The following is a 12,047-nucleotide window of genomic DNA, read 5'->3' as shown; positions in this document are numbered from 1 at the left end:
CACCGGAGAAAGGAAACCCTTGCCGTGAAGGCCATCGTCGTCCACGGGGCGCGAGATCTGCGCGTCGACACCGTGCCCGGGCACGCAGCCGCGCCGGACAGCGTCGTCGTGCGCATCGTGTACGGCGGCATCTGCGGATCGGATCTGCATTACGCCGCGGACGGGCGCAACGGGCCGTACACCGTGACCGAACCGCTGGTGCTCGGCCACGAGGTGGTCGGTGTCGTCGCCGAGGTCGGCCGGGACGTGCGGGACGCCCCCGCGGTCGGCACGCCGGTCGCGATCCACCCCGCGACCCCGGCCGCCCCGGCAGGAGCGATCGAGCCGACGGGCCTGCACCTGCGCCAGGGCGGAACCTATCTCGGCAGTGCCTCGACCCGGCCACACACCCAAGGCGGGTTCGTCGAGCTGCTCGAGGTCCAGCCCGGCCAGTTGCGCGTCCTGCCGGACGAACTGCCGTTGCGCCGGGCCGTGCTCGCCGAGCCCTTCGCGGTCGCGCTGCACGGAGTCCGCAGGCTGGGCGACCGCGTCCGCGGCGCGCGGGTGCTCGTCAGCGGCGCGGGCCCGATCGGCTCGCTCGCGATCGCCGCGCTCCGGCACGCGGGCGCGGCGGAGATCGTCGCCGCCGATCTGCAGGAGTTCCCCTTGAAGATCGCCGCTTCCGTGGGGGCCGGGACGATTCTGAACCTCTCGCGCAGGCACACGCTCCCCGGGTCGTCGTTCGATGTCGTGGTCGAAGCGGCGGGCGCGGTGCCGTCGCTGGTGTCGATCCTCGACGCGGTCCGCCCCGGCGGATCCGTGCTGCAGCTGGGAATGCTCCCACGCGAGCCCGTCGCGGTCCCGATGTCGACGGTCATCGCCAAGGAGCTCACGCTGTTCGGCTCGCAGCGCTTCGACATCGAACTCGACGAAGCCATCGCCCTGCTCGCGGCCGATCCCTCGCTGGAAGCCGTGGTGAGCCACGAGTTCCCGCTCGACGACGCGACGAAAGCGTTCGCCGTCGCCGCCGATTCCTCGCAGTCGGCGAAAACCATCCTGCACATCTCCTGACCGAAGAGAGCGTATTCATGGTGCACGTCCACACGAAGTTCGACCGGCCCTCCCCTGAAGTCGTCGCCGCGCTCGATCGGTACTCCTCGGCGACCATCCACGAGGCACAGGGCCGCAAAGGCGCGCTGTCGCACCGGATCAAGCCCGTCGATCCCGCGATGGCGTTCTGCGGACCCGCTTTCACGGTCGAGGCGCAGGCGGGCGACAACATCATGGTGCAGGTCGCGATCTCCTACGCCCGGCCCGGTGACGTCATCATCGTGGCGGCGGGCGAACTGGAGCAGGCAGGCTCCTTCGGCGACGTGCTCGCCACCGCGTGCCAGAGCAAAGGGCTCGCCGCGTTCGTGACCGACTCCGGCGTCCGCGACAGCGCGGACCTGCGCAGGCTCGGCTTCCCGGTGTTCTCCGGCTCGGTCTGCATCGAGGGCACCGTCAAGGAGACGCTCGGCCCGGTCAACCGGCCGATCGCCGTCGGCGGGCAGATCGTGCGCCCCGGCGACATCCTGCGCGGCGACGCCGACGGGATCGTCGTGGTCGACCCGCTCGAGGCCGAAGAAGTCGCGCGGCTGAGCCAAAAGCGCGAAGACCACGAGGCGGAGATCCGCGAGCGGCACCGCCGCGGTGACCGGTCGCTGATCGAGGTGCACGGGCTCGCGGAGAAGCTGAAGGCCAAGGGACTGGTCGTCGAAGAGTGAGCGCGCCCAGCGTCGCGGTGCTCGGCCTCGGCCCGATGGGCGCGCCGGTCGCCGCCCATATCGCCGGGGCCGGGTTCCCGCTGCAGGTCTGGAATCGCACCCGCGCGAAGGCGAAAGCGTTCGGGGACAAGGCGATCGCGACCCCGGCGGACGTCAGGGCGGAGATCGTCCTGTCGGTGCTGCCCGACGTGGACCAGTTCGACGAGATCGCGCCCGGCCCTGTAGTCCGGGCGTGGGCCGCGCACGGCACGCGCTACGTGGTCGTGCTCAGCACGACGTCGCGGGACAAGATCCACGCACTGGCCGGGCGCCTCGGGCCGTCCGGCATCGCCGTCGCCGACGCGCCGATGAGCGGCGGCGACGCCGGGGCCCGCGCGGGCGAACTCAGCCTGATGGTCGGCGCCGGCCCGGAAACGTACGCCGCGATCGAGCCCGTGCTGCGGTCGTTCTCGGCGGTCATCGAGCACTTGGGGCCGCCGGGCGCGGGCACGGTGGCGAAGCTGTGCAACCAGGTGGTGGTGGCCTCGACGCTCGTCGGCGTGGCCGAGGCGTTCGACCTGGCCCGCCGGGCCGGGATCCCGGGCGCCCAGCTCGCCCGGGTCCTGCGGGCGGGGCTCGCGTCCAGCGCCGTGCTCGACGCGAAAGCGCCCAAGATCCTGGGCCGCGAGTACAGCCTCGGTGGCAGCTCGGGCAACCAGCTCAAGGACCTGCGGTACGCGATCGCGCTGGCCGACGAGCTCGGCGCCCGGCTTTCCCAGGCACGCCAAGCCGGCGCGCTGTTCACCGAGACCGTCCACTGTGGATTGGCGGACGCGGACCATTCGGCCGTCTACGAAGTGGTGTCCGCCGACGAGCCGTGAACCTCGGCGAGCAGCCCGCGCAGCACCTCCGCCACCAGCTCGGCGGGCTCGGACAACGGCTGTGCTTCCGAGGTGCACAAGGACATCCTGGTCCGCAGGCGCGCGTCGCTGAAGCGGTACACGCGCACCTCTTCGGGCGCGAAGTACGTCCGCGCGGCCGAAAGCGGCAGGATCGTCGCGCCCAGCCCGCTCACGACCGCGTCCCGCAGCACGGTGCTCGGCTCGATCTCGGCGACCACCCGGCAGTGCAGGCCCGCGGCGTGGAACGCGCCGTCGGTGAGCTGCCGGACCGTGTGCACCTCGCTCGGCAGGATGTAGTCCACTGTGGACGCTTCGCGCAGCGTCACCGTGTCACCGCGCGGGGTCACCCTGGGCGCACTGGCGCTGACGACGAGGTGGAACTCCTCCTCCAGCGCGCGCTCGAAGGCCACCCCCTTGACGTAACCGGGGTCGTAGATCAGCGCCATGTCCACCTGGCCCAGCAGCACGGCCTGGCTCATCACCACGGTCAGGTTCTGGATCAGCTGCAGCTGGATCTCCGGGTAGCGCTCGCGGACCACGCGCAGCAACGGGACCGCCACGCTGGAGGCCATGCTGTACGACGCGAGCCCGACCGTCACCAGGCCCGCCGGGGAATCCGTGCCGTCGCGCAGATCGAGCCGGGCCGCCTTCTCCAGGCGCAGGATCCCCTGCGCGTAGCGGTACAGCGACCGGCCCGGCCCCGTGGCGACCACCCCGCGCCCGGTCCGTTCCAGCAGCCGCGTCTTGAACTCGTTCTCCAGCGCGGAAATGTGCTGGCTCAGCGCGGACTGCGCGATGTGCAGCGAGTCCGCCGCCCTCGTGATGTTCCCGATGTCGACCACGCGGACGAAGTAGCCGAGCCTGCGCGTGTCCATCGTGCTCCTCCCGCGCGAAGCCCCATCGGGAAAGCAGATGCGGCCATGGGGCTTCGCGATGTGGCTTCGTCCCTGCCGGAACCGGAACTACCGTCTCACAGCAGAACATAACCCAACGTGGAAGGGAGCCCGGCGTGACGATCGTCGATCTGGTGGCCGACCTCGGCGAGAGCTTCGGCGCGTGGACCATGGGCGACGACGCCGCGCTGCTGGACCTGCTCACGTCCGCGAACATCGCCTGCGGCTTCCACGCCGGCGACCCGAGGGTGATGGACCGGACCGTGCGCGCCTGTGTGGAACGCGGGGTCCGGATCGGCGCCCACCCGAGTTTTCCCGATCTGGCCGGGTTCGGCCGCCGGGCCATGGAGCTGACCGAGGACGAGGTGCGCACCGACGTGCTGTACCAGCTCGGCGCGCTGTCCGCGTTCACCAGGGCGCACAGCACGCGGATCAGCCACCTCGCGCCGCACGGCAAACTCGGCAACCTCGTGGTGACGCGTCGCGACTACGCCCGCGCGGTCGCCGACGCCGTCGAGGCGTTCGACTCCTCGCTGGTGATCCTTGTGCAGGAAGGGGAAATGGCCGCGCTGGCCCGCGAACGCGGGCTGCGGATCGCGATGGTCGGGATAGCCGACCGCGCCTACGAGGACGACGGCACGCTGGTGTCGCGTTCGGAACCGGGCGCGGTGCTGTCCGATCCGGACGAGGTCACCCGCCGCACGGTCCGGATGGTGACCGAGGGCCTGCTCACCAGCCGGCACGGGAAGGACCTGCCGATCAAGGCCGACTGCGTGCAGCTGCACGGCGACGGGCCCACCGCGCTGCGGCTGGCGAAGCGGATCCGCGGCGAGCTGGAGGCCGCCGGTGTCCGGCCCGCGCCGCTGGACCGCGTCCTCGGCCTGCCGGCCGCGTGATGGACGGCTGGACCGCGGCCAAGACCGAGATCACCCCGTGCGGGGACGCCGCGCTGCGGATCAAGGTCGACGGCGCCGACAGCGAGGAGGTGTGGGCCACGGTGCACCACCTGGCGGAACGGCTGAACCGGGGCGAGGCCGGTGGCACGGTGTCGGCCGTGCCCACCTATGACGCCGTCCTCGTGGAGTTCGACCCGTACCGGACCACCGCCGACGAGCTGACGGTCCGCATCCTCTCCCAGGATTTCGCCGTCGCGCCGGCGGATCCGGCGCCCTCGCGGGTGGTCGACGTGCCGGTGCTGTTCGGCGGCGAGCACGGCCCGGATCTGCCGTGGGTCGCCGAAATCGCCGGCGAGCCGGTGGGCCGGGTCGTCGAAATGCTGTGCGAGCGCGAGTACCTCATCCGCTGCCTCGGCGGGCCCGCCGCCTCCGCGATGACGGACGGGCCGGATTTCCGCGTCCCCATCCCGAGGCTGGCGACCCCGCGGCTGCGGGTGCCGCCCGGCGCCGTGTCCGTCGCCGGACGGCAGGCCGTGCTCGGGCCGGTCGCCGCGCCCAGCGGCTGGCGGCAGATCGGCCGCACCCCGCTGACCATCCTGCGCACCGAGGGCGAACAGGTCGTGCCCTACCGTGCCGGGGACCGCGTGCGGTTCACCGCGATCGACGAACGCACGTACGCCGCGCTGGACGGCGTCCCGATGCGGTACCGGGACGATGACTGACGGGCCCGTGCTCCACGTCGGGCCGGCGGGCTCGTGCGTGGTGACCGACCTCGGCCGCGCCGCGGGCCCCGCGCGCGGGCTCGCCGTCAACGGCGCGCTCGACCAGTTCGCGGCCCGCGCGGCCAATGCGCTGGCCGGGAACCGGGCGACGGACCCATTGCTGGAAGTGACCGGGTTCGGGCTCACCTTCCGGCCCAGCCACGACGTCCTCATCGCCGTCACGGGCACGCCCGCCGTGCCCACGGTCGACGGGAAACCGCAGCCGCCCTGGTCACCGCTGTCGGTGCGCGCCGGGCAGACCGTGCACGTCGGGATCTCCGAGACCGGGCTGCGCGCCTACGTCGCCGTGCACGGGTCGTTCGACGTGCCCCGGCTGCTGGGCAGCTGCGCGCCGGACTCGATGATCGGGTTCGGCACCGGCGTGCGGCCCGGCTCGCGGCTGCGCCTGCTGCGCTCCCACCCGCCACTGGTCAACTCGCTGTTCGGCGCGACCGTCTTCCACTTCGGCCTGTCCGTCCCGGCGCCGCCGTCGGTGCTCGACGTGATCGACGGGCCCGACGCCGGGGAGTTCGGCCCGGAACTGGACAAGCTCTTCGAAGCGCCGTACACCGTGACGCCGCGCATCGACCACGTCGGCCTGCGGTTGAGCGGCCACGTGCCCCGCCGGTCGGTCACCGGTGAAGTGCTGTCGCGGGGCGTGCCGGTCGGCGCGATCGAGGCTCCCACCGGCGACGAGCTGCTCGTGCTGATGCGCGGGCGCGGGATCACCGCGGGCTACCCCGTGCTCGCCGTGCTCACTTCGCTCGCGCAGGACCGCGCGGCGCAGCTGCGGCCGGGGCAGCGGATCCGCTTCCGCCGCACCACGGTCACCGCCGCCACCGCGGCTTTCCTGGAACAACGCCGCCTGCTCGACCGGGTCGCCGTCCGCGCGAGGACCGCGTTCGCGGCCCACACCACGAAAGGAACCTGAAATGACCGTCACCGAGGCCGCGCCCGGACTGGCCGGGCGGATGTCGCGGGTCAAGGAGTCACCGAGCTCGCGCGTCGCCGACCGGGTCCGCGAGTTCCAGGCGGCGGGCCGGAAGGTGCTGCCGCTGACCATCGGCGAGCCCGACTTCGACACCCCGGGCCCCGTCAAGGAGGCGGCGATCGCCGCGATCCGCGCCGGGGAGACGAAGTACACCTCGGCGAACGGGACCCCGGCGCTGCAGGCGGCGATCCGGGACCGGCTGCTCCGCAAGACCGGGCAGGCCTACGGTCCCGGCGAGATTTCCGTGGGCGGCGGCGCGAAACAGCTGATCTTCCTGGCTTTCCTCGCCACACTCGACGAAGGCGACGAGGTGATCGTCCCCGCGCCGCACTGGGTGTCCTATCCGGACATGGTCACCGTCAACGGCGGCAGCCCGGTGCTGGCCGCCGCCGGAGCCGAAACCGGGTACAAGCTCACGGCCCGGGCGCTGCGCGAGTCCATTACGGACCGCACGAAATGGCTCGTGCTGAACACCCCCAACAATCCGACCGGTGCCGTCTACGGCGAGGCCGAACTCGAAGCGCTCGCCGGTGTGCTGCGCGCGCATCCCCGGATTTCCGTGCTGTGCGACGAAATCTACGACGAGATCAACTTCGGCACGCGGCCGGTACCGAGCCTGGTCACCGTCGCACCCGACCTCAGAGAGCGGATCTTCCTCGCCAACGGGGTGTCCAAGGCGTACGCCATGACGGGCTGGCGCATCGGGTACGGCGCAGGCTCCCCCGAGTTGTGCGCGGCGATTTCGACCCTGCAGTCCCAGAGTTCCTCGTGCCCCTCCTCGGTGAGCCAGGCCGCCGCCGCGGCGGCGCTGAACGGCGGGCGGGAGTTCATCGACGAAACGGTGGCCGTCTACCGCGAACGCCGGGACCTGCTCGTGTCCGGTTTGGACGCCGTCGCCGGCCTGCGCCCCCTCACCCCCGAGGGCGGTTTCTACGTGTGGACCGACGCCTCCGCGCTGTCCGGCGCCCGCACCCCGGAAGGCCGTGTCCTGGAAACCGACGCCGATCTCGCGGAGTATTTCCTGGAAACCGCGGGCGTCGTGGTGATCACCGGGGACTCCTATGGCTGCCCCGGCCATTTCCGGGCCAGTTTCGCACTCGATTCCGCCACGCTCGCCGAAGCCGTCACCGGGATCGGCCGGGCTGTTTCCTTGCTGCGCCAACGGAAATCGTGATCCGCGATGGCGCCACCCGTAATACGACTGGATCTGGTAACCGCGCATTCATCCCGGTAATGTCAGCGCAATATCAGGGGGTCACAGTTCTTTCGCGCTAACCTTCCGGTGACGACGGAGTCACCCCCGAGAAAGGTGGTCCTCGTGAACAGTGATATTTCCGCCACGGTGGTCCGGGCCCCGGCCCGCTCCACCCGAACCTCGATCTTCGGCGGCCTCGTCGGCGTCTTCATCGAGTTGTACGACAACGCGGTCTACGGGTTCGTCGCCGGCACGCTCGCCGTCGTCTTCTTCCCCGGTGACGCGCCGGAAACGGGCGTGCTGCTGACCTTCGTCGCGTTCGCCATCCCGTTCTTCTTCCGCCCACTCGGCGCCGCCGTGGCCGGTTCGTGGGGCGACCGGTTCGGCCGGAAACGGGTGCTGCTGGTGCTGGTGACCCTGATGAGCCTGTCCACCGGCCTGGTCGGCGTGCTGCCCAGCTACGCCGCGTCCGGGGCGTTCGCGCCGATCGCGCTGGTGGCGCTGCGCCTCGTGCAGGGGTTCGCCATGGGCGGGGAACCGGGCAACGGCAACTCGTTCCTCGCCGAACACGCGGGCGAGGGGCGCCGGGGCCGCGTCGTCAGCTACGCCAACGCCGCCACCTTCATCGCGATGCTGCTGGGCACCCTGTTCGCCGCGCTGCTCACGGCGGTGCTCAGCACCGAGGCCATGCACTCGTGGGGCTGGCGGCTGCCGTTCCTGCTCGCGCTGCCGCTGGGCGTGATCGGCCTGCTGATCCGCCGCGCGGCCGACGAATCCCCGGAGTTCACCGAAGCCGCGGTCGAGGGCGAGGTCACGCGCAGCCCCCTGCGTGAGGCGTTCGCCTCCGGCGCCACGGTCCGCGCCATGCTGATGTGCGTCGTGCTGCCGCTGTTCAACAGCTCCGGCTATTTCATCCTGTTCATCTACATGCCCTCGTTCATGAAGAACGACATGCATTTCACCGCGGTCGAAGGGCTGCTGGTCACCGGGATCATGCTGGCCGTCGGCACGTTCGCGGTGCTCTACGCGGGCAGGCTGTCCGACCGGGTCGGCCGGAAGCGGATGCTCGCCACGTCGGCGTTCGCCATGGTGGTCATCGGGTTCCCGTGCTACTGGCTGCTCACCCAGGGCTCGTTCGCGCTGGCCACGCTCGGCGCCGTGCTGATGTCGCTGTGTTTCGCCGGGACCAACGGCGTCATGCAGGTGACGCTGGCGGAGCTGTTCCCGACCCGTGTGCGCACCGTGGCCTACGGCATCGGCTACAACCTCGGCACCGCGATCTTCGGCGGCGCGGCGCCCTTGCTGGTCACCGCGCTCATCGCCGCCACCGGCAGCACGTGGGTGCCGGCCTTCTATCTCGTGCTCACCTCCGTGGCCGCCGGGTTCGCCGCCCTGCGCATCCGCGAGACCGCCTTCGAACCACTCAAGCGCTGACCAGTCCGGAAAGGACGGTGCCCATGCCGGAAACCTTTGACCTCGAACGCTTCGCCGCCGCGGCCGAGCTCGCCGCCGTCGGCTACACCGCGGTGATGGACCACCTGCGCCCCGGCCAGGACGTCCGGGAGATCACCGCGAACGTCGACCGCTCCACCCGTCGCGCCGGCGGCCTGCTCGGCTGGTACCCGGAGCTCGCCCCCGGCACGGCGGGCTCCGACCTCGTGACCTTGCGCGGGCACGATCCCGCCACGGCCACGCTGACGGCGGCGGAGCCCGTCCGCTACACCCTGCACCCGCTGCTCGATGGAGTGCAGGGGTACGCCGCGGCCACCGCGATCCTCAGCAAGGCGAGCCCGCCGTTGCGCGCGGCGGGCGAAAAGTGTTCCGCCGCAACGGACGCGCTCCTGGAGGCGCTCGCCCCCGGCGCTCCCCTGCACACCGCGTACCGGGCTTTCGACGCCGAAGCGGCCGACCCGCAAGCCCGGTGCCTGATCGTGGCCTTGCGGGGCGGCGCGGCGGAACCCTTGCCCGGGGACCTCGTCGCGGAACCCGGCACCGTCGTCGGCGTCCGCACCACCGTGCCGGTGCCGGGCGGCGGCGCTGTCGAGTTCGCCGAAACCGTCGCGATCACGGCCGGCGGCGCGGAACCACTGGCGAAGACCCCGCTGCGGCTCGTCGAGCTGTACTGACCCCGTCGAAGGAGAACAGCCTTGACCACCGAGTCCACAGTGGACCGTGTGCCCACCGCCGAGCTGCGCGGCCGCGCCATGCCGCTGATCGGCTTCGGCACCCACCCCATGCGCGGCGACGAAGCGACCGAAGCCGTGCTGACCGCGCTGGCGGCGGGATACCGCCTCGTCGACACGGCCACCCGCTACCGCAACGAAGAGGCCGTGGGCGCCGCGCTCGCGCGGACCGACGTGCCGCGCGCGGAGTTGTTCGTCACCACCAAGATGCCGCCGGACCGGGTCGGCCTGGAGCGCCGGACGCTGGAGGAAAGCCTCACCGCGCTCGGCACCGATTACGTGGACCTGTGGCTCATCCACTGGCCGCCGGGCGGGTACCCGGGCGTGACCAGCTGGCGCGAGTTCCGCCGGGCTCGCGACGAGGGCCTGGCGCGCGCCATCGGCGTCAGCAACTATCCGGTCGAGCTGATCGACGCCCTGCACGACGCGACGGGCGAGTACCCGGCGGTCAACCAGCGGCAGTGGGGCCCGGGCGACTACGACGCCGACTTCGCCGACGCCCACCGGCGCCGCGGCATCGTGCTCAGCGCGCACAGTCCCTTACGCAGCACCGATCTCAGCCACCCCGTGTTCGCCGAAACAGCCGGGCGCCACGGCTGCGGGGTGCACGAGGTCGTCGTCGCGTGGAACCTGCACCACGGGGTCGCGGTCACGGTCAAGTCCGCGCACCGCGACCGCATGGAGCGGAACCTCTCCGCGGCCGGAGTCACGCTGTCCCCGGAGGAGATCGCCAGGATCAACGCGCTCGCGACCGGTTGACGCGCAGGACGCGACCCCCAGCCACGTCCTGCGCGCGAGGTCAGAACTCGACGCGGGCGGCCAGGACGGCGTCGGCCGCCGTGAGGTCGCCGTCGATCGCCGGCGGCGGGCTGCCCTCGCGTCCGGAGAGGTGCCAGAGGAAGTCGGGCACCTCGGCCCGCACGACCGCGACCGGCTCGGGGCCGCCGAGCGCCCAGCCCCGGCCGTTCAGCACCAGGGTGACCGGCGGGCCGGACCATGCCTGGGCGAGGTCGCGCACCACCTGGGCCACGACGCCGCCGTCGTGGTCCCCGGTGACGAACGGACGTCTCGTCGCCCGCGCGATTTCGAGGCGGTGCAGCCAGGTGTCGCGAGTGGACAGTACGTCGAAGAGGTAGGCGAACGTCAGGTCCGGCAGCTGCTCCTCGGGGAAGAACCGCGCGAAGCTCCGCCGCCGGATCAACCCCGGCGAACGCCGCCGCGCACGCACCGCTTTCGGGCCGAACCGGGCGAGCAGGCCGCGCAGCTCCTCCGGCGAACGTCGGCCGTATTCGCTGAGCTGTAAGGCATTGTGCGCGTCCAGGGCGGTGCGTCCCGGGAACCGGCGGCGCGCTTGGCGCAGTTTCCCGGGAATCGTCCACGGCCGGGCCGATTCGACGTGCTGGCCGACGAGGTGGGCGACCGTGTCCCGCACGGTCCAGCCCGCACTCGCCGTCGGCAGGCGCCATTCGTCCGGCGAGAGGGAGGCGAGCAACGCGTTGAGCGCCGCGACCTCCGCCAGTCCCTCGGCCGCCGCTTCCCCTGGCGACGGCCGGGGGATGTCGATCGCCTGCTCGGCGCGGACCTGATGCATGCCTACACCTCCGTTTTCGGGGCGAAGTACCGGACGAACATGTCGAACGCACGGGGCAGCAGCGAGCTGAAACGGCCGGTTTCATAGCCCGCCTTGGGCTCGTTGGCCAGCTGCTGGGTCAGCGCCCCGGAGACGACGATCGAGACGAGCGCGACGCCTTCGTCCGAATCCGCCGCCGGATCGAGCTCGCCCGCGGCCACCGCGTCCTTCAGCGTCCCGCGGATGATCTCGACCATCTCGATGCTCGGCCGCATCGCCGCCGCCGAAGGCTCGAACTCCGGCACCGGCCGCCACGACAACAACTGCGCCACCACCGGACCGGCCATCGCGTTCCGCCCGAGCGCCTCGATCGCCGCGGTGAGCGCCGCCAGCCCGGGCGCGCTGTCCCGGACTGCGCGGGCCACGTCGTCCCGCTGGCGCTCGGCGCCTGCCCGGAACAGCTCGTCGTACACCGCGTGCAGGGACGGGAAATGCTTGTACAGCGAGGGTTGCCGCACCCCGACGCGCCTTGCCACCTCGGACAAGCTGAGCCCCGCGACGCCGCGCTCCCCCATCACCTCGACCGCCGCGTCCAGGATCTCCCGCCGCGTCTCTCCCCCGCGCCGCCGCGCGACCTGCTGTGGCATTCCGGACTCCCGGCTATAGGGTCTAGCTTGGGCTTGGCTAGAGGGTATAGCTTTGTGGGGGTGGGGTGCAAGGTGGGTTGGGTGGTTGCGTTGTTGGTTGTTGGTTGTTGCGGTTGTTGCGTTGGGGGGAGCAACGGTGCGTTGGGGCAGCAACGGACGCGCGTGGCCGCGCTGTGTGACACCCCACCACCGCCCCGATCTGTGAGTGTTCGCGATCTTGCCGCCGCGTCAAGGCGGGAAAGATGCCTTGACCCAGCGTCAAGATCGCAAGAGCAGGCTGGGGAT

At 71.7% G+C, this 12,047-nt stretch carries 13 protein-coding genes; 10 read left to right on the top strand and 3 right to left on the bottom strand.

All coding sequences use genetic code 11. The annotated features are described in order from the left end of the window. Positions 1–24: 24 nt before the first annotated feature. Genes FPZ12_RS28415 through FPZ12_RS28405 form a run of 3 tightly spaced genes read left to right on the top strand, consistent with a single transcriptional unit; the run spans position 25 to position 2,605 of the window. Positions 25–1,050: a zinc-binding dehydrogenase gene (locus FPZ12_RS28415; RefSeq protein ID WP_144749121.1), complete on the top strand. Its 1,026-nt coding sequence runs from the start codon at positions 25–27 to the stop codon at positions 1,048–1,050. A gap of 17 nt (positions 1,051–1,067) precedes the next feature. Continuing rightward, positions 1,068–1,745, top strand: a complete 678-nt coding sequence (locus FPZ12_RS28410; RefSeq protein WP_144749120.1) for a 4-carboxy-4-hydroxy-2-oxoadipate aldolase/oxaloacetate decarboxylase — start codon at positions 1,068–1,070, stop codon at positions 1,743–1,745. Continuing rightward, on the top strand, positions 1,742–2,605 hold the full coding sequence (locus tag FPZ12_RS28405) for an NAD(P)-dependent oxidoreductase (RefSeq protein WP_144749119.1): 864 nt from the start codon (positions 1,742–1,744) through the stop codon (positions 2,603–2,605). The genes FPZ12_RS28410 and FPZ12_RS28405 overlap by 4 nt, the downstream gene beginning before the upstream one ends. On the opposite strand, the gene FPZ12_RS28400 is transcribed toward FPZ12_RS28405, so the two are convergent. Further along, positions 2,575–3,501, bottom strand: a complete 927-nt coding sequence (locus tag FPZ12_RS28400) for a LysR substrate-binding domain-containing protein (protein WP_144749118.1) — start codon at positions 3,499–3,501, stop codon at positions 2,575–2,577. The two genes, FPZ12_RS28405 and FPZ12_RS28400, sit on opposite strands and share 31 nt — an antisense overlap. 134 nt (positions 3,502–3,635) lie before the next feature. On the opposite strand from FPZ12_RS28400, the gene FPZ12_RS28395 reads away from it, so the two are divergent. From FPZ12_RS28395 to FPZ12_RS28365, 7 genes are all read left to right on the top strand, one after another. Beyond that, positions 3,636–4,415 carry a LamB/YcsF family protein gene (locus FPZ12_RS28395; RefSeq protein ID WP_208026051.1) on the top strand — a complete coding sequence of 260 codons (780 nt, stop codon included), beginning with the start codon at positions 3,636–3,638 and terminating at the stop codon, positions 4,413–4,415. Then, complete coding sequence (locus tag FPZ12_RS28390) at positions 4,415–5,137, top strand: 5-oxoprolinase subunit B family protein (RefSeq protein WP_144749117.1); 723 nt, start codon at positions 4,415–4,417, stop codon at positions 5,135–5,137. The genes FPZ12_RS28395 and FPZ12_RS28390 overlap by 1 nt, the downstream gene beginning before the upstream one ends. After that, positions 5,130–6,107 (top strand): 5-oxoprolinase subunit C family protein, encoded by a 978-nt coding sequence (locus FPZ12_RS28385; protein ID WP_208026050.1) that lies wholly within the window; start codon positions 5,130–5,132, stop codon positions 6,105–6,107. The genes FPZ12_RS28390 and FPZ12_RS28385 overlap by 8 nt, the downstream gene beginning before the upstream one ends. A gap of 1 nt (position 6,108) precedes the next feature. Then, positions 6,109–7,341, top strand: a complete 1,233-nt coding sequence (locus FPZ12_RS28380; RefSeq protein WP_144749115.1) for an aminotransferase class I/II-fold pyridoxal phosphate-dependent enzyme — start codon at positions 6,109–6,111, stop codon at positions 7,339–7,341. A gap of 144 nt (positions 7,342–7,485) precedes the next feature. Continuing rightward, positions 7,486–8,796: an MFS transporter gene (locus FPZ12_RS28375; RefSeq protein ID WP_208026049.1), complete on the top strand. Its 1,311-nt coding sequence runs from the start codon at positions 7,486–7,488 to the stop codon at positions 8,794–8,796. Between the two features lie 23 nt (positions 8,797–8,819). After that, positions 8,820–9,488, top strand: a complete 669-nt coding sequence (locus tag FPZ12_RS28370) for a M24 family metallopeptidase (RefSeq protein ID WP_144749113.1) — start codon at positions 8,820–8,822, stop codon at positions 9,486–9,488. Positions 9,489–9,509: 21 nt separating this feature from the next. Further along, positions 9,510–10,304 (top strand): aldo/keto reductase, encoded by a 795-nt coding sequence (locus FPZ12_RS28365; protein WP_208026048.1) that lies wholly within the window; start codon positions 9,510–9,512, stop codon positions 10,302–10,304. 40 nt (positions 10,305–10,344) lie between these two features. On the opposite strand, the gene FPZ12_RS28360 is transcribed toward FPZ12_RS28365, so the two are convergent. Continuing rightward, complete coding sequence (locus FPZ12_RS28360; RefSeq protein WP_144749112.1) at positions 10,345–11,136, bottom strand: maleylpyruvate isomerase family mycothiol-dependent enzyme; 792 nt, start codon at positions 11,134–11,136, stop codon at positions 10,345–10,347. 2 nt (positions 11,137–11,138) lie between these two features. Then, positions 11,139–11,762 carry a TetR/AcrR family transcriptional regulator gene (locus FPZ12_RS28355; RefSeq protein WP_144749111.1) on the bottom strand — a complete coding sequence of 208 codons (624 nt, stop codon included), beginning with the start codon at positions 11,760–11,762 and terminating at the stop codon, positions 11,139–11,141. Between the last annotated feature and the right edge of the window lie 285 nt (positions 11,763–12,047).

It is taken from the genome of Amycolatopsis acidicola, from assembly GCF_007713735.2.
GTDB lineage: Bacteria > Actinomycetota > Actinomycetes > Mycobacteriales > Pseudonocardiaceae > Amycolatopsis_E > Amycolatopsis_E acidicola.
This window is presented reverse-complemented; position numbering and strand designations above follow the sequence as displayed.